This is a genomic window from Turicimonas sp. TL08 (assembly GCF_054660695.1).
The window spans coordinates 1-23,690 of sequence record NZ_BAAGDP010000008.1 but is presented as its reverse complement, the minus strand read 5'-3'; the positions used below and the strand labels follow the sequence as shown (position 1 = coordinate 23,690).

Here is a 23,690-nt window from a genome sequence, read left to right as displayed (position 1 = left end):
CCTAAATGGATTTCCAAACTTGGCTGAGTTTTGCCGGAGCAAGTTTCATATTAAGTCTTGCTCCGGGGCCGGACAATATTTTTGTCTTGATGCAGTCTGTCATTTACGGCAGATCCGCAGGACTGAAGATTGTTTCGGGATTATGTACCGGACTCCTGGTTCATACTTTGTTAGTTGCTGTCGGAGTCTCGGCACTTATTCGTGCTTCTGAGACCGCTTTCTTCTGTTTAAAGGCGGCAGGTGCTCTTTATTTGGTTTATTTGGCAGTTATGGCTTGGAAAGCTCCGTCGACACCAATGGCCGAAGAAAAAGGCGAAGTTAAAGATGCGATGTCTTTCAGTAAATGGTGGGCCCGCGGTTTCATCATGAACCTGACTAATCCCAAGGTCATCATCTTTTTCTTGGCCTTCTTTCCCCAATTTTTGTTTCCCGGAGAGAACACCGAGGTTCAGATTTTGATGATGGGATTAACTTTTATCGCTGCCACGGTAATTGTGTTCGGTGCAATTGCGTGTTTTGCAGAATTCGTCAGAGAAAAGATTTCGTCTGCGCGTGTACAACAGGTTATTAATCGTACAGGTGCAGTGATTTTCATGGGATTGGCCGTCAGTCTGGTATTTTCCGTTTGATTCCGCTCAGGTAAAAAACGAGCTGTCTCTGGAAAACCGCAGATAAAAAAGAAGGAGGAGTTCCCCTCCTTCCAAATATCACTTAACGCTGTTTGCTTATCACAGCAATCAAACTTTTTCTTTATTCATTTTCAAAAGAATCAATCCTATCAAGACTCCTAAACAAGTTAGGGCACAACCGCATAGGTAGGCATAGGAGTAAGAACCGTCAATGGCAAGCACTTTTATCAGCCAAGGGCCAATAATGCCGGCAAGTGAAAAGCCGCAGAACATTAAGCCGTAGTTGGTGCTGTTGTGTTTTGTTCCGAAAACCGCGGCGGTAAATCCTGGATATATTCCCATGAGAGAACCGAACGCAAAGCCAATGCAGGCGAAGGCAGCGTAGAAGAATAATAGATGGTCTGCATCTGCAAAGACTAACAATGACAGACCGGCAGCTGCCCCGATGGCAGCCCCAATTAAGGTTGGAAGCTGACCGAATTTATCGGAAAGTACGCCTGTGACAAGTCGAGCAAATGTATTGACCAAAGCGATGAAAGCGACGGCACCGGCGGCTGCAGCTGCAGAATAGCCGATTTGAGTACGGGCGATAACTGCTGCATGAGAAAGAATCATCATTCCGCTGACGCCGCAACAAAGAAGGAATGCAAACATCAGCCAAAACCTAGGCCTTTTGAGCATGGAGAGAGTATCTACGTCTAAGGATACGAAGTTGTTGGTTGGTTTTGTCCAACCTTGCGGAACGAAGTCAGGCGGACATTTAACGCTCAGTAGTCCGCCAAAGACAATTACTGCTCCGAAGACAATTCCGAGAGATTCAAATGCAAACGAAATCCCGTTTGTTGCGATAAGGTACTGGCCGATAGGCGGCACAATCACGGAACACAGACCGTAGAAGCCGGTAGTTAAACCGCCTGCAAGCCCGCGATGGTCCGGAAAGAATTTAATGGTGTTGTTAACGGCTGCGCCATAGGTGAAGCCAAGACCTAAACCAAAAATTAAACCGTAAGAAATAAGGAAGGAGAGAAAAGTCTCGGAGGCCCCCGAAAAAAACATCCCGGCTCCAATGAAAAGACCTCCTACAACAATCACGGCTTTTGGTCCCAGACGATCCACAAAATAACCGCCCAATATCATCGGGATTGGAGCAAGACCGTTGCAAATGCTAAAGGCTATTGCCAGATCTCCAGCGGTTATGAGAGAGCCGGTCAACTCTGAAAGTTGTTGAGCTTTCGGACCTGCAAAGACACTCCAAGCATAAACAGAACCGGTGCAAAGATTAATCAAACAGGCGATGGCCAATAAAGTCCAACGTTTTTCAGATAGGTTCTTCATAGTTTGTGTTGTAAAAATTTTTCTATTAAAGGCTCAGTTTATTGTGTTAATGAGTCTTTTAGACATTATGTGGTTATCATGGCCTTGTTGTTTGGCACGCTGTCGAACTCAATCGCCTCTGACATGAAATTTTCAGGCTGTTATGTTTGCGAAGGCGCTGCTTTTGACGACTGCCTTGTAAATTCAGTTTAGGAAACAAAATGTCGGTTCAAGAAAGAAATTATGATGATCTTTTCGAGATAGCCATTATCAATAGCAAACCTTGTGCAGGAGAGCAGTTTAATTGGGCTGCTTTCAAAGCAAGCGAAGTTAAAGAAAAGAAAGATCTTCCTTCCTATTTGATTTTTGGGCCTCTTGATGAGGGCACCTTAGTCATCAATGAAGACGGTTGGTTCGCCCAATGGAAGGATGCCGAGCAAAAAGCCAAGGTTACGGTGAACTGGAGAAAGGATACCAAAATGTATTCCGTTTCTCAGGTTTGGATGGGCATTGAGGGAAGCGCCGTTGAAGCTTCTGATGAACAACCTTTCCCGCAGGTTCTCGCAAGCCTTTATGAGGACGGTTTTCCAAAAGACTGGGAACAAAAAGCTAAAGAGTATTTCGAAAGTAAATACCGTATCTCCTGGTTAAACAGCCCTAATGATCTTCCTTGTACTTTCGGACTTCCAAACGGGACTTTCCGCGTTTTGGAATTTCCAATTCTCATTAAAAATATTAGAAATGCACAGCGTATTTTGATGCATCTGAGCGAAGAGAATCCGCCCTACGGATTCTTCGCCGTAGCACAGCTGACGGCTCAGAAAGTCTTCTATGAAGTAGGCAAGGCACCGGACTGGACTAATGATATCGGTTTGGTGTTGACGCAGTCAATTGGAGAGACCGGCTTAATTCCAACGGATATTCCTCAGCGCGAAAAGATCGATGGAAAAGATTACAACGTGCTGAGCAGACAGGTCGTTATGCTTCAGATTTCTATTCCGTTCTCCAGCCTATCTTTCATGCTTAAGAAGCTTGCCGAGACGCCTATGCCGATTGTTACAACGCAAGAAATGCCGCTCAGAAGAGAGCTTACACCAGTCATTCTTCCGGTTAATCTCGATGAAGTTACCGACAGCTTTACCGTCACCGACCAAGATCAAGGCATTAAGGTTGTGACCGGATTGATGAAGACTCAGCGTCCTTTCGCAGAACTTCTCCTGAAAGACAGCCAAAAACAGATTGAAGAATTGGAAAAATTCTCCGACGAAATGCTCGACAAACTCTCAGGCGATATTGAGGAGGAATCCAAGAAATAAGAATACAGAAAACAACGGGATAACCAAAAGTTATCCCGTCCTCCCGGAAGACGCTGCTGTAACAGCGCCGTTCTACTAATTTTTTAATTGTTTTGATTTTCTTGGTTCTTTGTATAAGCTCTGACTTCAAAGCCCATCATCAAAGCTGCCCAACCGTCGAAGATCAATTCGATAGCGACAAAGATACCGAAGATCCAAGGAGCGCTTTGCGGCCAGCCCCACCAGAGGCAGATGCCTAACAGGAAGGAAACGACAGCAGAGAAGAGCATCAAGCCCCAGCCTTTTGTATCGGTGTTGCTCAATGCAATCCAGCACTTCACAAGGCCGACGGCGACAAAGTAAGAAGCCAAGAATAATGTCAATGTTTCTGCACCGAAAATCGGGTAGAACATCAAGATTAAACCGGTAACGGCGGTCAATAATGCAAGAATGATTGCAGCCGTTCTGGCTCCCCATCCCTGAGCTTTCCAAAAAAGTGCAAGACCGGTTGCACCGCTGACGAGAAGCATGGCACCGACGAAAATCGTGACGCCTACGGAGAACGCAATCGGTGCAAATAAACCGATGGTACCAAGGACGATGGAGAAGATGCCCCAACCAATCATAGAGCCGGAGCTGTTGCGAAGCGGCAGGAGCAATTCACGGACGATACGAGCATTGACGGGATCGCCGGGCATAGGATTTTGTTTGTTGTCTGACATGATTTTTTCCTCTTATTCGGATACCTCAATGATGAATTCATTGGAGGCAAGTAAGAGGAAAAACAAACCACTCTGAGTAAACGAAGCCTACCTGATCGCCCAAATTATGATCGGATGCGCTTCTCGATACTTAAGCCAAGCGCCTTCAGAGAGAGGTGCACTTCCATGACAAAAAAGATGGTCGAAGTGACAATGAAAATGACCGCGGTCAAAAGAATAGTGGACTTCCAGACCTCAAGTTTGAGGTTCAAAATATTTTCCAGAATGGAGACTAGAACCAGAATTCCGCTGAAAGCTGCAGAAATTGTTACCGCAAGAATGGCATTCTTCAAAAGATGGCTGCGTTCGTAGATTAGGTTAATTGCTCTTTCTAAGTCGCTGTCTTTCCTAGGAAGAATTTTCTTTCTTTCCTTTAAAAGCTGTCTTACTCTGTCTGTTGTGTGGTTGTATCTCGCTGACATCGCTAACAGCAAAAGGCCTACACCCGAAATTAGAGTAATAGGAGTCAAGGCATTCGATAAGGTTGCTGCGTAAGTTACCATGATTCACTCCTTATTGCGGTCTGTCGTGATGATGAACGGATACGCCGAGAGCTCGTACGGAAATCTGTACTTCACTTACGTAAATACAACTCGACAGTACGATGAAAATCACGGAAGCTAACAGCATGGCCGATTTCCAGACGGAAAGGTCTAGATTAAACAGATGCTCAATCGTAATGAAAAGAACCTGCAGGCTACTGAAAGCTGCAGAAAGCGCAACAGTCAGTACGCCGTTTTTTAAAAGTTTTGCACGGCGGTAAATCAGACGAATGGAATTTTCTAATTCCTCATCTACTTCATCAGGAGAATCTGAACGTTCAGCCATCAATTGACGAATGCGGGTGGTGGCATGTCCGTAACGTGCAGACATAGAAACAAGCAGAAGTCCCACGCCGGAAATCAGGGTAATGGGAGCTAAAGCATCAGCTAAAGTTGTTGAAAATTCGACCATCGGGAGAAGAAGTTTTGTTCTGGAAAACTTTTATTTTAATTCGCAGGACCTAAGATTTAGGAAGTTTTGAGTTCAGAGAAAAAGGAAGCAGGCTTACATTGCAGATGTCACCTATCTCAAATTAATTATTAACAGCCGTTTTTGTGAGTCTAATCGACGATTTCTCCGTACTCTGATGCTTTATCTAAACCAGAAAAATTGAATCTCCTGGGACTAGGTTAGACTTGCTGAGAATGCAGCAAGCTACCTAGGAAATTCAATCAAGAATCTGATTTGATGTCTTGTCAGTGCGGTTCTATTAACTCAACTGCGGCGTGAGTAAGTAAGACGTTAGCCTTAATTCATTCGTGTTTTTGGATTTTGCTCTCCATCAGCAACAGCCAAAGTCCCCTCTATTGGGAGCGGTATTTGGGTTAGAACTTAATTGGGCTGAAGGTTCTTTGAAATACACTCAGTCTTCATAGACGCAAGTCTTTTGCAGATGTTGAGCTCCTTTTTTAGAGGTATCCATTCAAAGAGAAGTTTTTCAAAAGGACACCATAAGGCGACCCAACCCAGCACAAGCAGACCTTCTCTGATGGAATTAAAGATTGAGTCATCAGGATATCCGCTGAAAAATCCGCGAATAAGCATACAGGCAAGCATAAAGACGAATCCATATACAAACAATCCTGCAGTCTGACGGAAATTTTCATGCAGTCTCTTTTTCGCTTTGTTTGCTTTGAATACAAAGTATTGGTGGATTCTTGCTTTAAATAACTCCTTGTCGGTGTCGGAATAATTCTTATCCGTAGGAAAGCACAAATTAAGAGTGTAACTTGTGGCCTTAATTTCCTTCACAGCATCCTCGATATAATCAATAAATTCTTCGTTGAGTGGGACATAGAAATAAGGAATTGCTAATAACTTCTTCACTTCTCTTTCCGGCTCAGAGATATATACGTTTATTGAGCAGTTCTCTTCTTGGACATTCACATATCTCGAATCAAACATTCCGTCTCCTTGAATAACTGACTCCGTTTTCGTAACTATTCACTGACTCCTGCGCTCGAATTTCTCCTACGTCTGTTTCCAGTCAGTTCTGATTGATTTACTTCTTTAAATAGCTACATGCTGACATATTTTTTACTTGGCCTCATGACAGAAGCATTGTGACTTTGTAATTTAACTAAACTCTGGATTTCTCATTAGCTGTAATGAACTATTGTTCAATATTGGCAGCCGAGAACTTTAAATGGCCGAAAGCTCTTTTTTGCCCAATACCGCGAGTCATAGAATGAACCTTGTCATAGACGTCTATCGTCAAAAAGTTTAAGCGAAAAAATGAATAATTTCTCAGGACTAGAGAAAGTAGAAAAGGTTTTGATTACTTCTCATTTTGAGAGGCAGAGTCGGAGAAAGATAGCATGTAAACTGATAATTTAGAGTCGAGTGTTGGCCTTATGATTCTTTTTTAAGGTGGCTGCCTTATATCCAAGAAAGAACTCATCCGATACAATGTATTTGGCTTGTTCTTAGAGGGAGTTGATAAAGTGGATTTGACTGGGCAATTTTTAATTGCAGCACCGTCTATGCAGGATCCTAGATTCCAGGAAACTTTGATCTATATGATCGAACACGGCAAAGACGGAGCAACCGGTATAGTGGTTAACCGACCAATCGGAATGACTTTACAAAGTCTTTTTACTCAGTACTCTTTTCCTCGTAAAGTTGAGGAAATGCCGGTATTTTGGGGCGGTCCTGTAGCTCCTCATCAGGGGATTTTTCTTCATCCTGACGAAAAATTGTGGATGAGATCGATGAGATCAGGACCCGGAGTAGTAACAACCGTGTCAGTTGATATTTTTGACGATATCCTCAAAGGCACCGGGCCATCTAATTTTTTGTGCGCCGTCGGTTACGCAGGATGGGCCGTAGGTCAGTTGGAAGATGAATTGGGCCGAGAAGATTGGTTAGTTGCACCTTTCAATAAAGAGATACTCTTTGAAATGCCTTATCAGATGAAATACGACGCCGCGTTGGCAGAATTGGGAATTGATGTGAATCAATTCAAATCAATGGAAGGTATCGTCGGCCATGCTTAAAGAGAATTCCTCTCTTCCTCAGAAAGTCATCGAAAAGCTATCAGAAGACAGCATTATTTTGGCTTTTGACTATGGACTAGCCAGAATAGGGGTCGCAATCGGTAACACGGTTGTCAAGGATAGCCGCCCTCTAACCATTATTCATTGGAAGAAAAACCAAGAAAAGTGGAAGCAAATTACGCAGATCATGGAAGATTGGAAGCCGGCGTTGGTGGTTGTCGGTGTTCCTCGTCATAAGGACGGCGCTCCTAACTCAATGACCCCTGTCTGTGAAAACTTTGCTAATCAAATCAACGGACGGTTCAATGTATATGTGGCAAGAGTGGATGAACGCTTTTCCTCAGTTGAGGTAGAGGAGGGCACAGATGACTACATTGACGATCTTGCCGCTCAGGTCATTCTGGAACAGTGGTTTAGAGAAAATTTTATCGATAACGTAAATTAAAAAATCATGAGAATTTTGGTTGGTGTTTTCCGTATGGTTTCGCTTCTTACCTATTCTCTGTGGGTTTTGTTTGTTGCTTATACAAAATTCCAGAGGGTTGACAAGAAAGAACAAGGCCGGATGATTAAAGAATACAACCGCCGCATTTTGGCGATGGCAGGTGTAAAAACGGCTTATACAGGCAGTCTTCCGAAAAGTATGCTGGAATACGGCCTAACCGAGGAAGCCCCGGGAGAAATTATCGTTTCTAACCATATTTCCTGGGTAGATATCTTCTCGTTGGATTCTGCCGTTGCAAGTCGTTTTGTGGCCAAAGCAGAAATTGCCAACTGGCCGATTTTCGGAAGGATTGCTCAGGCTATCGGCACACTCTTTATTAATCGTTCTTCTAAGAGAGCGATTCTTCAGATTAATACGGACATTCAAGAAGCTTTGCAAAGAAAAGAGGTCGTAGCTCTTTTTGCTGAGGGAACTACTACATTCGGAAATTCATTGCTTCCCCTGAAATCCAATTTCTTGGCTCCTGCTGTCAAAGCGGGTGCAGTTGTACAGCCAATGGTTCTGGTCTATACAAGTGAGGGTGTTCCGACAACTAAAGTCGCCTTCTGCGGAGATGTGACCCTTATGGGATCTCTTTGGAACGTTGTGACGACAAAAGATGTTGTTGCAACAGCCCATTTTTTAGAGCCAATTGACACTAAAGGCCTTGACCGTCATCAGGTTGGCAAAATTTGCGAGGAAAGAATGCGCGAAGAGCTTAGACGTATTTGGGGAGACTGTTTCTTAGAACATGACCCCAACGAAGCGAATGCTCTTTCCAAAGCAATAGGCCATTCCTAGAAAACTTCTAGCCTATGACCAAAGGTCTAAAGAGTTTAAAATCAGACAAACCTTTGTTAACCCAAAATTAAAGACAATGAAACCTGTAAGAAAAGCGATTTTCCCCGTTGCTGGTCTCGGTACTAGATTTCTTCCTGCAACTAAGGCTATGCCGAAAGAAATGCTTCCCGTAGTGGATAAGCCTCTTATTCAATATGCCGTTGAAGAAGCTGCTAAGGCAGGCATCACCGATATGATCTTTATTACCGGCCGTCATAAACGTGCTATTGAAGATCACTTCGACAGTGCTCCTGAATTAGAAAGAGATTTGGAAGTTAAAGGCAAGACGGCTCTTCTGAAGACCCTAAGAGATATTGTTCCTTCAGGAATCAATTTCATCTTTATCCGTCAGCCTGAACCTCTGGGCCTCGGCCATGCCGTGCTTTGCGGTGAACCGGTAATCGGCAACGAACCGTTTGCTGTCATTCTTGCCGATGACTTGATTGATTCTAAGAAGCCGGTTATTGAGCAGTTAATGAAGACTCGTGAAGATAAGGGCGGCGGCAGCGTTTTAGCCGTTCAGGTCGTTCCTCGCGAAAAAACCAAGGATTACGGTATCGTGAAGGTTGCGGAAAAGGGCGACTTGACTAAGGTTGAGTCCATCATCGAAAAGCCGGATCCTGATAAAGCCCCGTCCACCTTGGCTGTTATCGGCAGATATATTCTTGAGCCGGAAATCTTTGATAGCCTCAAGAAAATTCCTAAGGGAGCAGGCGGTGAAATACAATTAACTGACGCAATTGCCAGAGAATTGGAAAAGAAGAATACCTATGTTTGCTCTTACGAAGGTGAAAGATTTGACTGCGGCTCCAAGCAAGGATTTTTGAATGCCACAGTTCATTTCGCAAGAAAAGACGGCTATAAGATCGCGTAAGAAATCTTGAGAAAAAAGAAAGCGGCACGCTCGATTATGCTCGGCAAGCCGCTTTTTCTTTGGTCTCGGCCAATGGATCTTGAGATATATAAGCTCGTCTATTTTGCTTCCGCGGAAGTCTGACGAACTTTCTTTAATAACTTTGTGGTACTTCTGTCATGTTCAAAGGCGACCGTTACAACCTCTCCACCGTAAGAATGGACAATTTCAGCTTCGGGAAGATCTTCAATCTTATAGTCGCCGCCTTTTACATAAATGTCTGGTTTTGCCCGACGAACAGCTTCCAACGGAACTTTATCCGGAAATATCACCACTAAATCAACACTCTCCAAGGCGGCAAGAACAGCAGCTCGATCTGCCTCCGTATTGATGGGTCTGTCGTCTCCTTTGCCAAGCATTTTGACGGATTTATCGCTGTTGACAGCAACCACAAGACTTTTTCCTAATGATTTGGCTTGGGCAAGATAAGTGACATGGCCTCGGTGCAGAATATCGAAAACGCCGTTGGTAAGAACGACGGGTTTAGGAAGCTTGCCTACCGCTTCAGCCAAGTTTTCCATCGTTGTAATTTTTTGTTCAAAGCTTGGGGGAGGAAGATGAGTGGTCATAATCGTTCAGCAGCCTCTAAAAGATTTTTAGCGGTTTGGGTGCAGCAATCCTGCTTGTCAAAGGGTTTATATCCGTCGCTTTGCACCAAGATGCGGGTCGGTATGCCGGCGCGCATCGCAGCGGTCATGTCGCTGTTTTTGTCACCGATAAAGATGCTCTGCGTCATGTCGATGTTGAGATCTTCCTGAGCAGCCAGAAGCATACCGGGTTCCGGCTTTCGGCAGCTGCACTCTTGCAGATAAGGAGCAAAAGCCTTTTCCGGATGGTGAGGACAAAAATAAACGGCCAGTAAGGGTGTGTTTTGATTAGCCAATACTCCTTCAAGCCAGCAGCATAATTTTTTGAATTCAAAAACGGTATATTTCTCTCGTCCGATACCGCTTTGATTGGTGATGAGCACGGGTGCATATCCTTTTTCGACTAACACCCGAATGCCCTCTAATGCGCCTTCAACAAAATCAAAATGCTCTTTCTTGCTGACATAGGCGTAATCGATGTTGATTACGCCGTCCCGATCAAGAAATGCGGCTTTGATCGGGGTTGGCGCTTTTCTGGAAAATAGAAATTTATAAACCATCGGCCGTTTATGGATACTTCTTAAGAAGCTCAAGCATGTAGGCTTTTGTGCCTTCTTGAACGGTCTTAAAGGGCTTATCGTAGCCTGCGGCTCTCAAATGAGTTAAATCGGCTTGAGTAAAGGCCTGATATTTCCCGACAAGAGCTTGAGGGAACGGAATGTATTCGATGAAGTCATGGGCGACGGCATCTTCCAAGGTTAAGGCCTCTTTGCCTTCTTGTTCTCTCAAAGTGTTGACGACGGTCAATGCAACGTCATTGAAAGGTTGAGCATGTCCCGTTCCGCAGTTGTAAATGCCGGTGATGGATTTGTCTAAGCAGAACATATTGACGTCTATTACGTCGTCAATATAGACGAAGTCGCGTTTCTGGTCGCCGTTGGCATAGCCGAGACAGCCTTCGAACAGTTTGACTTTACCGTCCTTTCTGAATTGATGGTATTGATGGAAAGCAACGGAAGCCATACGGCCTTTGTGCTGTTCCATACGGCCGTACACATTGAAGTAACGAAGACCTGCAACCGGGGCTGTTAGGCCTTTCTGCATTTCTCTGCGAAGAACTTGGTCGAAGAGGTACTTGGAGTAGCCGTAAACGTTTAACGGTTTTTCATAGGCTACATCTTCTACGAACACGGACGATGCACCGTAAGTTGCAGCCGAAGAAGCATAGAAGAACGGGATTTTCTTAGCCTGACACCAGTTAAACAATTCCAAGGTGTAGCGGTAATTATTTTCCATCATGTAATGGCCGTCTAACTCCATGGTATCGGAGCAGGCGCCTTGGTGGAAAATGGCTTCAGGAGCGGCGATTTCGCCTTTTTTGACCAAGTCAATAAAGACTCTCTTGTCCAAGTAGTCGGCGATTACGGTATCGGCTAAGTTAGTGAATTTGTCGGACTTAGTCAGGTTGTCCACGGCAAGAATATCGGTAATGCCACGCTGGTTGAGTCCTCGGACAATGTTGGCGCCGATAAAACCGGCTGCCCCTGTAACAATAAAACTCATGATTAATTCCTTTAGTTAATTATTGTTTGCCAAATAATTCTTCGAAGGTGACGGTAGCAGTTCCTAATTTTCCAACAACAATACTGCCGGCCCTGTTAGAAACGGTGACTGCCGTGCGCCAGTCGTACCCGGCGGCAAGCATCACGCCGAGTACTGAAATAACGGTATCTCCTGCACCCGACACATCAAAAACTTCCCTAGCCTGGGCCGGAACGCTCCAGCTGCCGTCTTCGTCAAACAGCGTCATTCCTTCCTCACTTCTAGTCAGCAGAAGATTTTCGAGCTTGAGCTCCTCTCTCAAGTTTTGAGCTCGGTTGTGCAAGTCTTCTTCATCACGCCATTGGCCGACGACTTGGGCAAGCTCACTTCTGTTCGGAGTGATGCAGGTTGCATATTTGTAGCGCGAGTAATCATCACCTTTCGGATCAATGAGAATTGGTTTTCCGAAAGTTCTTCCTTGCTCAATGATTTTCGCGATTCTGTCCAGGCCGCCTTTGCCGTAGTCAGACAAGATGACGGCGTCATGATCCGGAAGCAGAGAGGCGAAACGGGACTCGTGCATGTCGAGAGCTAATCCCTGAACCTGTGACTCGAAATCCGTACGGAGCATCTGTTGATTTCGGGCGAGGATTCTGAGCTTGACTGTGGTTGTGCTGTTGGGATCCTTATAGAGACACGGACGGACGTTGCTTTTTTCCAAAAGCTCCATCAATACGTTGCCCGCTTCATCATCTCCAATGACGGCTAATAAGGAAGTAAGTGAACCGAGGCTGGCCGAGTTTCTAGCTACGTTAGCCGCTCCGCCGAGACGATCTTCTCTTCTTGTTACTTTAACTACGGGAACGGGGGCTTCAGGAGAGATGCGGGATGCATCTCCGAACCAATAACGGTCCAGCATTGCATCTCCAACCACAAGGATGGATGCCGCTTCGATTGTCTTCTTATTAATATTTTCTAATTCCATATGTTCGGACCTTCTAAGTTGGATTGATTTTACGCTTACACGCTCCAACACAAAAATAAGATGTTTTTTTGCCCGAGAAAAATGTCACAGAATTTTGTGATTTTTAACATATTTTCTGCAAACCTCCTCCTTCTATGGGCTCTTCTCGAGCTAAATGTTTCTAAATTGTCTCTAAATCATTAAAATGACGCGAAGTAACTATTAGGAGGACGGATTGATGACAGCGATCTCACAATCCATATTTAAGGCCTACGATATTCGAGGCATTGTTGATAAAACTTTAACTGAAGATGTTTGTTTTTTAGTTGGCCAAGCCCTCGGAACAAAAGCAAGAGAAAAGGGGGTCAGCCACATTTGCGTAGGAAGAGACGGACGCTTGAGCGGGCCTAGACTTCAATGTGCTTTGATGCGCGGCATTCGAGAAGCGGGCATTGGTGTCTATGATATCGGCGCAGTTCCTACACCCGTCCTTTATTTCAGTACGGTCTATTTAAAAACAGGAAGCGGCGTTGCTGTTACCGGCAGCCACAATCCTCCTGTCTATAACGGACTGAAGATGATGCTAGCCGGCGAAACTTTGTACGGAGAAACTATTCAGGATCTCTACAAGGCTATTGTGGCAGACAAACTCTATACAGCAGAAGAAAAAGGAAGCTACGAAAAAGTCGACGTGCTCCCGGCCTACATGAAGTCCATCACCGATGATGTGAAGTTTTCCCGTCCTATTAAAATAGCCATTGACGCAGGCAACGGCATTGCCGGCCCGACTGCGGCAGCTTTATTCAAAACACTAGGTGCGGAAGTTGAAGAGCTCTACACCAATGTTGACGGCAATTTCCCTAACCACCATCCGGATCCTTCCAAACCGGCTAATTTGCAAGATTTGATCAAGGCTCTCAAAGAAGGCGACTCCGAAGTCGGTTTGGCTTTTGACGGCGACGGCGATCGTCTGGGCGTGGTAACTAAAGACGGTGAAATTATTTATCCGGATCGCCAGGCAATGCTTTTTGCAGGCGATATTCTTTCCAAGCGTCCGGGCGCCACTATTGTTTACGACGTCAAGTGCACCAGAAACATCAAGCCGTTCGTTGAGTCCAGAGGCGGTAAAGCCGTGATGTCCCGCACCGGACACTCCTTGATTAAAGCAAAGATGAAAGAGGTCAATGCGGATTTCGCCGGTGAAATGAGCGGACATATTTTCTTCCATGATCGCTGGCCCGGATTTGATGACGGGGTCTATGCCGGTACCCGCATGATTGAAATTCTGACTCGCTTTGCCGATGCAAATGAGCCGCTGAAGAATCTTCCTAATGCTGTAAGCACACCGGAATTACAGATTCCGACAGCTGAAGGAGAAAATTTCGAATTGGTCGAAAAAATTAAGCAAAATGCTAAGTTTGAGGATGCCAAAGATATCATCACCATCGACGGCATCAGAGTTGAATGGGATGATGGATTCGCATTAGCCCGTCCTTCCAATACCACTCCCGTCGTTGTTTTGCGCTTTGAAGCAGACAGCGAAGACGCCCTTAAGAGAATCCAGCAGAGATTTAAAGACGAGATTTTGAGAGTAGAACCGAATGCCAGAATTCCTTTCTAAGACCCAGGCCGGATTGGCCGAAATTTCAGCTTACAGTGACGAATACGAGAAAAATCCTCCGAAGCTTCTCGGCGGCAACCATACGTTGGAAGCCTGCGGAGTAAAGGTCGATATTTCCCGGCAGCGCTTAAATGAAGACGAATTAAAGCATTTATACCGTATTGCGGAAGACGTTCATCTGGTTGAGCGTCATCGCAATATGATGCAGGGTAAGCAAGTTAATTCTTCAGAAAAACGTGCCGCACTGCATACGCTTTTAAGAGATCCGGAGTCTTCTCTGCCGCAGGCTGAAGCTGTCCGCAAGAATCTTGATGAGATGCGTAAATTTGCTTATGAAATCCGTCAAGGTTTATGGAGAGGCACTACAGGGCAAAGAATTACCGATGTCATTAATGTCGGTATCGGCGGTTCTTTCGCAGGTCCTCACTTTGTCTACGATGCCTGCCAGGACATGAACACTTCCTCAATTGCCGTTCACTGGGTGAGTAACGTTGACGGCTGGGTGTTGGTCAATCTTCTCTCTAAGCTGTCCGCCAGCACTACGTTGGTTATTGTTTCCAGTAAGAGTTTCGGCACGGCTGAAACTTTGCTGAACGCAGAAACCATCCGCAACTGGTTTATTCAGCAGGGCATTGAAGGGGAAGAACTTTGCAAGCACTTTGTGGTTGTCTCTTCCAATGAAAAAGCCGGAGAAAAAATCGGGGTGCCTTGCGCAAGACGTTTCCCTATCTGGGATTGGGTCGGCGGACGCTTCTCTGTTTGGAGCGCAACAGGCCTGCCTCTGATGATTGCTTTAGGTCCGACACACTTTGATGAATTCCTTCGCGGGGCGCATCAAATGGATATGCATTCCATTGAAAGTGAACCTGAAAAGAACCTCCCTTTGACTTTGGCTTTACTCAGTATCTGGAACTCTATTGCGTTAAATGCCGGGACTTTATGCTTCCTTCCTTATGAGCATCGTCTGCGCCACATGATTCAATGGCTTCAGCAGCTGCAGATGGAGAGCTTGGGCAAGAGCCGTCTAACGAACGGCGAACTGACCTTTTTCCCTACAGGCCGTATTGTTTGGGGCGGTTTAGGCAATGATGCCCAGCATACATTCTTCCAATGTCTGAGACAGGGCGTTGCCAGAACGGCTATCGACATTCTTTGGGCGGACAGACCTGCTCACAGTCTTACCGTTCATCATGACTTCCTTTTGGCTAATGCCAAGGCTCAGGCCAATGTTTTAGTGACCGAAGACGATGATTCTTTGGCCATGAACACGGTCAACGTCATTCGAGTTAGAGACATCAGCCCATACTCCTTAGGAGCTTTAATGGCTATGTACGAACACAAGACTACGATGCTCGGCAACTTGTTCGGCATCAACCCGTTCGATCAGCCCGGAGTCGAGTTGGGTAAACGGCTTGCCCGCGACATCATGAACGAAGAGCAGTAAGCGTAATATTGATGCATTCTCGTTGAAAAAGGCGGGAGTGCATTTTTTTTCACAAAAGGCGTCCCTTGAATATATTGATCGTAAAGACCTCCTCAATGGGAGACGTAGTCCATGCTCTTCCCGTATTGGCGGATATCCGAAAAAATATCCGCGGAGTGAGGATTGATTGGCTTGTAGAAGAGCCGTTTGCAGATATTGTCCGTCATACGCCCCTTGTCGATGAGACCATTATTTGCAACGTGAGGAAATGGAGAAAGTCTATTTTCTCCAAACAAACTCGAGAAGAAATCCAAGCCTTAAAAAAGAGACTTCAGGAAAAAAAATATGATCTTGTCATTGATCTGCAAGGCTTAATCAAAAGTGCGGTAGTCGGAAAACTCGCGAAGTCGCCGATGGCCGGGTACGATAGAGCCTCGATTAAGGAGGCGGCAGCTTCCTGGATGTACGACAAGACTTACCCGGTTTCCAAGAAGCTCTCGGCCGTTGAAAGATGCCGGCAGCTAACTGCTCAAGCCCTTGATTATGTCATGCCGGATACGGCACCGGTTTTCGATTTCTTATTCTCATCGGAGAAGGTTGAAAACAAGCAGGCGATTTTCTTTGTGAATACGAGCCGCAAAACGAAGCTCTGGCCCGAAAACTACTGGATTGAACTCGGAAGACTTCTGACCGATGAGGGATGGAAAGTCTTCTTTGCTTGGGCAAGTCCCGAAGAAAAAGAACGCGTAGAAAAAATAAAAAATGCAATCGGTCAGGAAGCATTCGTTCTTGCACGCATGAAAATCGGAGAGCTAATGAAATTTACGGCAACCTGCGAGCTTGTGGTCGGGGTAGATACCGGAATGACTCATCTGGGATCCGCAATGGGGCTTCCTACAGTTGGCATTTTCAGAGACTACCCGATCGAGTTAGTGCCTTTGATGGGCGAGGGTAAAAAATGTGCATTGGGCGGCGTGGACGCCTGTCCTGAAGTTAAAGAAGTCTATGACGCTGTTAAAGAGGTTCTCTCATGAATCCGATAAGGCCTATTTACAGCAGCCTTTTGTACGCTGCCTGTCCGTTGGCGATGTTATATCTTCTTAAGAGGGCCAGAAAACAGCCCGAATATAAGCTGCATTGGTCAGAAAGATTTGGATTGGCTTCTTATCCCAAACCAAAGAGTTCGCGTGTGAGAATTATGATCCACGCAGTATCGGTCGGAGAAACAAGAGCTACGGAAACTCTTGTCGAGGCGATTTTAAAGAAATGGCCGCAAGTCGATATTATCTATACGCACATGACGCCTACCGGCCGAGAAGTCGGAGAGAAGATTGCCCGTCGCTATGGAGACAGAATCACTCAAAGTTATTTGCCGTATGACACCCCGTTTGCGGTGAAAAGATTCCTTCAGCAAGTTAGGCCCTCCCTCATCATCATGATAGAGACCGAAGTCTGGCCTAATTTGACTTTTTATGCGAAGAAAAAAGGCATTCCTTTAATTTTGGCCAACGCACGGCTTTCGGAAAGGTCGCTGAAAAAGGGAAAGAAGGTTCGTGCCTTAATAAAGCCCGCCATGCAGCGCTTAGATATTACGTTGGCTCAGTCCGAAGCCGATGCTGAGCGTCTTAGAGAAGCCGGTTGCGATCCTGTCGTGGTTCTCGGCAATTTAAAGTTTGATTTCACGCCTAACCTTCCTCAGCTTCGTACTGCAATCGAACTGCGTAAGCTTTTGCAAAGGCCGCTGGTTTTATTTGCCAGTACCAGGGAAGGGGAAGAGGAAAGGTTTGTGAAGCTTATTGAGAAGCTGGAAAAAGAAGGAAAAGGGCCTAAACCGTTGTGGCTGATTGTTCCTCGTCATCCTCAGAGATTCGAACAGGTCAGAAAATTAATCGAAGATCATGGACTGACGGTTGCAAAGCGAAGTAACGTCCGTGATTGGAGGACGGTTTTCGGTGCAAATGGTCCGCAAGTAATCCTTGGCGACAGCATGGGTGAGATGAACTTCTACTATGCACTGGCCGATGTTGCCGTAATGGGAGGCAGTTTCGGACCATATGGGTCTCAAAGCGTTATCGAACCGTGCGGCATTGGGGTGCCTCTTATTGTGGGTCCGAGCATATTTAATTTCCAAACGGCCATTGAAGAAGGAAAAAACGAGGGTGCACTTCTTCAGGTCAAAGATGAAGAAGACGCCATGAGGGCTGTTGAAGAGTTATTAGAAGACAAGGCAAAACGAGAGGCTTTGTCTAAACAGGCCCTGTTATTCTCAGAAAAGAAAAGAGGCGCTACTAAGAAAACGATGGCTGTTATTGACGAAATTTTAGGCGGAGGTGAAGAAGATGAAGCATAAGTGCCCGAATGTAGTATCGATTGCAGGAGTTGATCCCTCGGGAGGTGCAGGAATTTTGGCTGATATTAAAACTATCAGTGCGCAGAATGCTTATGCCTGCGGAGTTGTCACGGCTCTGACAGCACAAAACACAGTTGGTGTAACGGCGGTATTTCCTATTCCGGTGGACATGGTTGCAAAACAGATTGATACTCTCTTTGAAGATGTTGCAATCGATTCCGTCAAAATTGGAATGCTTTTCGATTCTGAGCTTATTAAAACCGTAGCCGAAGGCTTAGAAAAATGGAATCCGCGTTACATTGTTCTAGATCCGGTGATGGTTGCTAAGAGCGGAGATCCTTTACTTCAGCAAGAAGCCATTGCGGCTTTGCGCGAATATCTCCTTCCGATTTCTACAGTCATCACTCCGAATCTTCCTGAAGCTCAGATTTTGTTGGGTTGGAAAGGAGAAATAGATTCCGATGAAAAGATGGAAGAAGCCTGCCGCTTATTGTGGAAACTGAAGGGCTCTCACGGCTATGTTTTCTTGAAAGGAGGGCACCGAGAAAATACCAAGACAGCTGAAGACTTCCTATTTGACGGTAAAAAGTTCACTAAGTTTTCTTCTAAACGGATTGCCACAAAGAATACTCATGGTACCGGTTGTGCTTTGTCATCGGCCATTGCGGCTCTTCTTCCTCAGACGAAGACGGTAAAAACCGCGATGAAAAAAGCGAAGAAATTTATGGATAAAGCCATTGAAGGTTCTGATGACCTAATAGTTGGCCACGGTCACGGTCCGATTAAACACTTTTATAAATACTGGAAATAGGTAGAAGGTTACATAAATTTACACTTGCGAAATTAGAAAGTTCAAAAAAGGCTTGCATAAATAAAAGTGTTCCTGTAATATTCACGTCTCTGGCGAATTAGCTCAGTTGGTTAGAGCAGAGGAATCATAATCCTTGTGTCCGGGGTTCAAGTCCCTGATTCGCCACCAAGATACCACCCGCAGTTCAAAATATTGGATTGCGGGTTTTTCGTTTTCCAGCCGTTTATATCAATCCTGATTTAATTAGCACGCAAAATATTTCCTTGATATCCGGAATCGGAATTTCTTTTTGATGGCACCAATTTTGGAAATGAAAAAGACCGCTTTTATAAGCGGTCTCGGAACCAAGGAGAATTTATCGACTCGCGAAAGTATTAATAATTGGTGAGAAGTTCAATTCCGTCAGCCAGATTGCCGGAGAAGATTCTGTCCTTTTCTACGAAAGGAACTTTGCTTCTATACGCGTCATATAACTTTTGTGTGGCCGAAGCCAACTTAACTTCTTGCTGTTCTTTGCGTAAGTCAACAGCTTGTGCAGCATGAAGAAGTTCCATTGAGTACAGTGCCAACATGTTTTCGGCTGATCGGTTAAGTCTTTCTGCAACTCTGGGAAGGTTAGAGGCCGAGTCTTCAATATTGCCTTCAACCGGAGCTCCATCGAGAGATACTGGATTGGCTAAATCAACATTTTCTGCGTAGATCGAAACCATGGTGTCTTCGGTGGCACCGAAATTATGGCCGTTCTGATTGGTTTTCGCCGTTAAGTAGCGCGGGAGTCCCGAGAAACGATCTTCATCAAGACGAATAGTTCTCTGCATGCAGTTATGAGCAAGATGTCCGAGAGCGATTGCGCTTTTTTGAGCCGCAATTGCAATTGAAAGCGGTTCAAAATTTGCAGAAGGAATAATTGCGCCTTTGAGACCATTTCCTTTCACAAAATATTGTGCGACTTGTGAGGCTTCGGAATCCTCCGGAGAGGCGTTCAAAATAACTCCCGGATTGTCATCTGAAGAATTGATCTGAACATCAATCAGCTCATCGAGTTCTTTCAAGGATTTGAGCACTTCAGAGTAGGTATAGACGGTAGTGCGGAAGCTGAGAGGATCCTGCAAATTGCGCTTGGCGTTTTTGTCCCAGAGGTAAGAACCTTTTAAAGCGGCTCTGAAATCTTGAGCAGCTTCTTGAAGTCCGGGCAACGGGTGGGAGTTTACAGATTGGACAAGGAAAGGAGCAACATTGCCGTTCATTCCTTCCAATGTCAGGCCGAAAACGGTTGGTGTAACTTTAACGACTTGGCGTAATGTCTTAACGGCATTCATAGTCAAAGCCATACCAATGGAATTGTTGGAGAGAATGCCTAAACCGTCTTTGCCCTGCGGTACCAAAGGTTGGATCTGAGCATTCTTTAATGCGTCGGCGGCTGGAAGTTCTTTTCCGTCGACAATAACTTTCCATTCTCCCATCATTGTTGCGCCGATGTGAGAGGCAAGCGTGATGTCAGCATCTCCAATGGAACCGCGCGCCGGAACTACCGGTGTAATGCCTTTGTTCAGAAAAGCTGCATAAAGCTCTGCAACATACGGCTGAACACCGGCTCTGCCTGTCAGCAATGTATTCAATCGAATAACCATCGAAAGTCTGACTAGCTTCGGATCTAAGGCAGGGCCGAAACCGACGGAGTGAGAACGGAGGATGTTTCTGTTGAATTCCGTGCTGGCTTGTTTAGCTTCTTCTGTCAGTTCGCCTTTAGCGTCAAAAAGATGATGGTCTTTATTGAGGCCGACGCCAACTGTTAAGCCGTAAATTTCAGCGCCTTGTCTGGCCGCTTCATTAACGAGATTAAAGGAGTCAGTCAGATGTTTCATTGCTTTGGCATCAATTTTGACCTCTTCTCCATTTGCGACAGACCAGGCTTGGTCCTGCGTAAGAGAAGAACCTGTCAAAGTAACGGCAGCAAGAGAGGCGGAAGACATAAAAACCAAACCAAGAGAAAAAGCCAATTTACGTAGTTGCATTGTACTGTTCCTTGAGTGAATGAGGATTTAGGAAAAATTTGATGTGAAAATCATAAAATAAAAACCAACTAATCGGTTTGTTTTTAAGCAACATATCCCCATTAGTAAAAGTACTGGTTCGTAAAATAAATTATTTAAAAACAAAAAGATAATAAATTAGTTATGATACAAAATAAGTGTTTTTACTTACTACGCTAAAAATAAAATATACCGAATAGTCGGTTTTTGAATATAATTCGTTTTGTCACAATTCACTCACAAATTGAGAGCTTCGTATGAACTACAAATCCACCATTCTTGCAGCAGCTACTGCTTTAGTATTCGGTACAGTTTCTTTCCAAGCTTTTGCCGCCCCGGTCACAACTGAAGGAACAGGCGTAGGTAAACATGGGGACGTTACCGTTGCCGTCACCTTTGATAACGGCAAAATCCAAGACATTAAGGTTTTAAAAGAAAAGGAAAACCCGGTTCTTGCTCAGAAGGTTTACAAAGATCTGCGCTCTGACATCATCGCTTCTAACTCCACTGATTTAGATGACATTTCCGGAGCTACTTTCTCTTCTAAAGGTTTGAAACAGGCTGTTGAAGATGCCGCTAAGAATGCTGGTATTAAGTTGTCTAAAGGTGATAAGAAAGCTATCAAGAAAGTAGAAAAGGCATTGCCTAAAGTTAATAACTACGACGTTGTGGTAGTCGGTGCAGGCGGTGCTGGTTTCTCTGCCGCTATTACCGCTAAGAACGCAGGTGCCAATGTAGTTCTTTTGGAAAAAATGCCGGCTGTCGGTGGAAACTCTCTTATTTCCGGTGCTGAAATGAATGTGGCTAAGAACTGGGTCCAGCCAAAACTCGGCATCAATGACGACTCTCCTGAGCTTCATGCTCAAGATACCTTCAAAGGCGGCGATCAGAAGGGTGATATGAAGGTTATCAACGTCATGACACATAACGCTCTTGATGCCGCTAAGTGGTGTAAGGACTACATCGGCGTTAATTTCGAGCCTGATAATCTTTTCTTCTTCGGCGGCCACAGCCGCAAACGCGCATTGATTCCTGAAGGCCATACAGGAACGGAATTCATTTCTAAGTTCATGCACAAGGCAGAAGAACTCGGTATTCCTGTAATTACTAATATGAAGATGGTTGACCTCATCAAAAACGCAGAAGGCAGAGTTGTCGGCGTTAAGGCTGAGATGAACGGTCAGGAATACACATTTAATGCTAAGGGTGGTGTTGTCTTAGCTACCGGCGGCTTCGGTGCTAATGCCCAAATGGTTAAGAAGTACAATCCGAAGATTGATGAACGCTTCAAGACTACGGATGCTCCGGGATCTACAGGCGAAGCTCTTTATATGGCCGAAAAAGCCGGTGCACAGTTGGTCAATATGGGATATATCCAAACCTATCCTATTTGCGACCCGATTTCCGGTGTGATTGAATTGATCGCTGATGCACGCTTTGACGGTGCTTTGATGCTGAATCAGGACGCTAAGCGCTTCGTTGAAGAACTTGACCGCCGTGACGTTCTTTCTCATGCTATCCTGAAACAGCCGGGAGGCTATTGCTGGGTTCTCTGGAACGACAACATCGGCAAGATTTCCAATACTGTTAAGACTCACACTAACGAATATGAAGCCTTTACAAAACAAGGCATCATGAAGACTTGTGAAGATTTGAAGTGCATCGCTGACTTTACAAAGATGCCGTACGACCAGCTTGTTAAGACAATTGACAGAGTCAACACCATGACAGGTAAAGGCAATGATAAGGACTTCAATCACAGAAGCGGTCTGATGGATATGAGCCAAGGTAAGTACTATGTTATCAAGGCAGTTCCTTCTACTCACCACACCATGGGCGGAATCCGAATCAATGAAAAGGCCCAGGCTTTGACAGCTGACGGTAAAGTTATACCTGGTCTTTGGGCAGCCGGCGAAGTTACGGGTGTTACTCACGGTACTAACCGTTTAGGCGGTAATGCTTATACCGATATCATCGTTTTCGGACGAATTGCAGGTCAAGCAGCAGCCCAGGCAGCCAAGTAATAAATAAGTTCCAATAAGGATCTTTACTGAAAGGGAGGGCTTAACGCTCTCTCTTTTTTATCAGACCGACCCGTAAAACACCGTCCTTTAGGACGGTGATATAAGGGTCGAATATAATAATTTTTTCAGTCAGGCGTATTCTGTTGTTCAATGTACTGTTTGATAATAGAAATAGGTGCACCCCCACAACTTGCAGCAAAATAAGAAGGAGCCCAGAGAGCATCCCCCCATAACAGGCTACGAATGGAAGGATATTTCTTTTTTCGAATAAGACGGCTTGATACTCCTTTCAGAGAATTGACTGAACGAGATATAGAGACTTTAGGTGGGTAAGTAATTAACAAATGAACGTGATATTTTTCGCCATCAAACTCTACTAAGTCAGCTTCAAAATCATTACAAACTGAGGGAAAAATTATTTTCAGTGCGTCCAATATCTGTTTGGTAAATACGTATCGTGTGTACTTAGTGGCAAAGACCAAATGAATATGCAAATTCAAAAGACATTACCTGTCGTATCTGATATTAGTATCTAAGTCCATGACCAAATTTTAATTTGCCAAGGAAGTCAGGAAACAAAGATGCAGATAAGACGAGCTTTTAGATTTGAATTGTGCCCTAGTGGTGCCCAAGCTCGTTTGATGAGCCAATTTGCCGGTTCCTGTCGCTATGTCTATAACAGAACTTTAGCCACAGAAAAGTCACTTTACGGCAAAGATAAAGCACATCGGTTCAACTATGTAGAGTGGGCCAACCGTCTCGTTCTGTGGAAGAAAAAGCTCTCTTTTCTGAAAGACTGTCATTCTCAAGTCCTCCAACAAGCATTGAAAGATTTAGAGAAGGAATACAAGAATTTTTTTGCCAAGAGATCGAATTTTCCAAGGTTCAAAAAGAAATTTCAGCGTGATTCATTCCGATTCCCGCAGGGATTCAAAATAGATGAGGATAAACAAAGGATCTATTTGCCGAAAATAGGGACAGTCGGCTACAGAAAGAGCAGAAGCATCATTGGCAAACCAAAGAACATTACGGTATCTCGAGAAGGTCTAAAGTGGTTTGTT

24 protein-coding genes and 1 tRNA gene are annotated in these 23,690 nt (G+C 44.9%); 14 read left to right on the top strand and 11 right to left on the bottom strand.

What is annotated here, in order from left to right; translation table 11 throughout:
- Positions 1-5: 5 nt before the first annotated feature.
- Positions 6-629 carry a LysE family translocator gene (locus ACYQ4O_RS05495; RefSeq protein ID WP_308514028.1) on the top strand — a complete coding sequence of 208 codons (624 nt, stop codon included), beginning with the start codon at positions 6-8 and terminating at the stop codon, positions 627-629.
- A gap of 108 nt (positions 630-737) precedes the next feature.
- Here ACYQ4O_RS05495 and ACYQ4O_RS05490 read toward each other — a convergent pair whose 3' ends face one another.
- A complete protein-coding gene (locus ACYQ4O_RS05490) occupies positions 738-1,964 on the bottom strand; it encodes an L-lactate MFS transporter (protein ID WP_308514027.1) in 1,227 nt (408 codons plus the stop codon).
- A gap of 200 nt (positions 1,965-2,164) precedes the next feature.
- Here ACYQ4O_RS05490 and ACYQ4O_RS05485 point away from each other — a divergent pair, with 200 nt between their 5' ends.
- Entirely contained in the window at positions 2,165-3,259 is a 1,095-nt protein-coding gene (locus tag ACYQ4O_RS05485; protein ID WP_460174997.1) for a hypothetical protein, read from the top strand.
- An 83-nt stretch (positions 3,260-3,342) separates the two neighbouring features.
- On the opposite strand, the gene ACYQ4O_RS05480 is transcribed toward ACYQ4O_RS05485, so the two are convergent.
- From ACYQ4O_RS05480 to ACYQ4O_RS05465, 4 genes are all read right to left on the bottom strand, one after another.
- Complete coding sequence (locus ACYQ4O_RS05480) at positions 3,343-3,960, bottom strand: HdeD family acid-resistance protein (protein WP_308514025.1); 618 nt, start codon at positions 3,958-3,960, stop codon at positions 3,343-3,345.
- Between the two features lie 104 nt (positions 3,961-4,064).
- Complete coding sequence (locus ACYQ4O_RS05475) at positions 4,065-4,502, bottom strand: DUF2721 domain-containing protein (protein WP_066594117.1); 438 nt, start codon at positions 4,500-4,502, stop codon at positions 4,065-4,067.
- A 10-nt stretch (positions 4,503-4,512) separates the two neighbouring features.
- Positions 4,513-4,953 (bottom strand): DUF2721 domain-containing protein, encoded by a 441-nt coding sequence (locus ACYQ4O_RS05470; protein WP_066594112.1) that lies wholly within the window; start codon positions 4,951-4,953, stop codon positions 4,513-4,515.
- 420 nt (positions 4,954-5,373) lie between these two features.
- Complete coding sequence (locus ACYQ4O_RS05465; protein WP_308514024.1) at positions 5,374-5,946, bottom strand: hypothetical protein; 573 nt, start codon at positions 5,944-5,946, stop codon at positions 5,374-5,376.
- 539 nt (positions 5,947-6,485) lie between these two features.
- Here ACYQ4O_RS05465 and ACYQ4O_RS05460 point away from each other — a divergent pair.
- The 4 genes from ACYQ4O_RS05460 to galU all read left to right on the top strand — a co-directional run bounded on the left by ACYQ4O_RS05460 (position 6,486) and on the right by galU (position 9,235).
- Positions 6,486-7,037 carry a YqgE/AlgH family protein gene (locus ACYQ4O_RS05460; protein WP_084081523.1) on the top strand — a complete coding sequence of 184 codons (552 nt, stop codon included), beginning with the start codon at positions 6,486-6,488 and terminating at the stop codon, positions 7,035-7,037.
- The gene (gene ruvX / locus ACYQ4O_RS05455; protein ID WP_460174996.1) at positions 7,030-7,482 is read left to right on the top strand and encodes a Holliday junction resolvase RuvX; all 453 of its coding nucleotides are present in this window, start codon (positions 7,030-7,032) and stop codon (positions 7,480-7,482) included. Before ACYQ4O_RS05460 ends, ruvX begins: the two co-directional genes overlap by 8 nt.
- A 33-nt stretch (positions 7,483-7,515) precedes the next feature.
- A complete protein-coding gene (locus ACYQ4O_RS05450) occupies positions 7,516-8,322 on the top strand; it encodes a lysophospholipid acyltransferase family protein (protein ID WP_460174995.1) in 807 nt (268 codons plus the stop codon).
- Between the two features lie 76 nt (positions 8,323-8,398).
- Positions 8,399-9,235, top strand: a complete 837-nt coding sequence (gene galU / locus ACYQ4O_RS05445) for a UTP--glucose-1-phosphate uridylyltransferase GalU (protein WP_460174994.1) — start codon at positions 8,399-8,401, stop codon at positions 9,233-9,235.
- Positions 9,236-9,333: 98 nt separating this feature from the next.
- Here the strand turns inward: galU and rfaE2 are convergent, their stop codons facing one another.
- Genes rfaE2 through rfaE1 form a run of 4 tightly spaced genes read right to left on the bottom strand, consistent with a single transcriptional unit; the run spans position 9,334 to position 12,388 of the window.
- Positions 9,334-9,843 carry a D-glycero-beta-D-manno-heptose 1-phosphate adenylyltransferase gene (gene rfaE2, locus ACYQ4O_RS05440; RefSeq protein WP_308514021.1) on the bottom strand — a complete coding sequence of 170 codons (510 nt, stop codon included), beginning with the start codon at positions 9,841-9,843 and terminating at the stop codon, positions 9,334-9,336.
- On the bottom strand, positions 9,840-10,421 hold the full coding sequence (gene gmhB, locus ACYQ4O_RS05435) for a D-glycero-beta-D-manno-heptose 1,7-bisphosphate 7-phosphatase (RefSeq protein ID WP_460174993.1): 582 nt from the start codon (positions 10,419-10,421) through the stop codon (positions 9,840-9,842). The genes rfaE2 and gmhB overlap by 4 nt, the downstream gene beginning before the upstream one ends.
- 7 nt (positions 10,422-10,428) lie before the next feature.
- On the bottom strand, positions 10,429-11,424 hold the full coding sequence (gene rfaD, locus ACYQ4O_RS05430) for an ADP-glyceromanno-heptose 6-epimerase (RefSeq protein WP_308514019.1): 996 nt from the start codon (positions 11,422-11,424) through the stop codon (positions 10,429-10,431).
- Between the two features lie 19 nt (positions 11,425-11,443).
- Positions 11,444-12,388 (bottom strand): D-glycero-beta-D-manno-heptose-7-phosphate kinase, encoded by a 945-nt coding sequence (rfaE1, locus tag ACYQ4O_RS05425; RefSeq protein WP_460174992.1) that lies wholly within the window; start codon positions 12,386-12,388, stop codon positions 11,444-11,446.
- Positions 12,389-12,605: 217 nt separating this feature from the next.
- Between rfaE1 and ACYQ4O_RS05420 the strand changes: the two genes are divergently transcribed.
- From ACYQ4O_RS05420 to ACYQ4O_RS05395, 6 genes are all read left to right on the top strand, one after another.
- Entirely contained in the window at positions 12,606-13,988 is a 1,383-nt protein-coding gene (locus tag ACYQ4O_RS05420; protein WP_460174991.1) for a phosphomannomutase/phosphoglucomutase, read from the top strand.
- Positions 13,969-15,432 (top strand): glucose-6-phosphate isomerase, encoded by a 1,464-nt coding sequence (pgi, locus tag ACYQ4O_RS05415; RefSeq protein ID WP_460174990.1) that lies wholly within the window; start codon positions 13,969-13,971, stop codon positions 15,430-15,432. The genes ACYQ4O_RS05420 and pgi overlap by 20 nt, the downstream gene beginning before the upstream one ends.
- Positions 15,433-15,497: 65 nt before the next feature.
- On the top strand, positions 15,498-16,445 hold the full coding sequence (gene waaC / locus ACYQ4O_RS05410) for a lipopolysaccharide heptosyltransferase I (RefSeq protein WP_308514016.1): 948 nt from the start codon (positions 15,498-15,500) through the stop codon (positions 16,443-16,445).
- Positions 16,442-17,761, top strand: a complete 1,320-nt coding sequence (locus tag ACYQ4O_RS05405) for a 3-deoxy-D-manno-octulosonic acid transferase (RefSeq protein WP_308514015.1) — start codon at positions 16,442-16,444, stop codon at positions 17,759-17,761. Before waaC ends, ACYQ4O_RS05405 begins: the two co-directional genes overlap by 4 nt.
- A complete protein-coding gene (thiD, locus tag ACYQ4O_RS05400; RefSeq protein WP_308514014.1) occupies positions 17,751-18,572 on the top strand; it encodes a bifunctional hydroxymethylpyrimidine kinase/phosphomethylpyrimidine kinase in 822 nt (273 codons plus the stop codon). Before ACYQ4O_RS05405 ends, thiD begins: the two co-directional genes overlap by 11 nt.
- A gap of 91 nt (positions 18,573-18,663) precedes the next feature.
- Positions 18,664-18,740 (top strand) — tRNA-Met (locus tag ACYQ4O_RS05395).
- 206 nt (positions 18,741-18,946) lie between these two features.
- Here ACYQ4O_RS05395 and ACYQ4O_RS05390 read toward each other — a convergent pair.
- Positions 18,947-20,587 carry an HAL/PAL/TAL family ammonia-lyase gene (locus ACYQ4O_RS05390; RefSeq protein WP_460174989.1) on the bottom strand — a complete coding sequence of 547 codons (1,641 nt, stop codon included), beginning with the start codon at positions 20,585-20,587 and terminating at the stop codon, positions 18,947-18,949.
- A gap of 275 nt (positions 20,588-20,862) precedes the next feature.
- Here ACYQ4O_RS05390 and ACYQ4O_RS05385 point away from each other — a divergent pair, with 275 nt between their 5' ends.
- Positions 20,863-22,629, top strand: a complete 1,767-nt coding sequence (locus ACYQ4O_RS05385) for a flavocytochrome c (RefSeq protein ID WP_460174988.1) — start codon at positions 20,863-20,865, stop codon at positions 22,627-22,629.
- 125 nt (positions 22,630-22,754) lie between these two features.
- Here the strand turns inward: ACYQ4O_RS05385 and tnpA are convergent, their stop codons facing one another.
- On the bottom strand, positions 22,755-23,129 hold the full coding sequence (gene tnpA, locus ACYQ4O_RS05380; RefSeq protein WP_460174987.1) for an IS200/IS605 family transposase: 375 nt from the start codon (positions 23,127-23,129) through the stop codon (positions 22,755-22,757).
- A gap of 81 nt (positions 23,130-23,210) precedes the next feature.
- Here tnpA and ACYQ4O_RS05375 point away from each other — a divergent pair.
- Positions 23,211-23,690 (top strand): RNA-guided endonuclease InsQ/TnpB family protein (locus ACYQ4O_RS05375; RefSeq protein WP_460174986.1); only part of this gene is annotated, 480 nt, incomplete at its 3' end.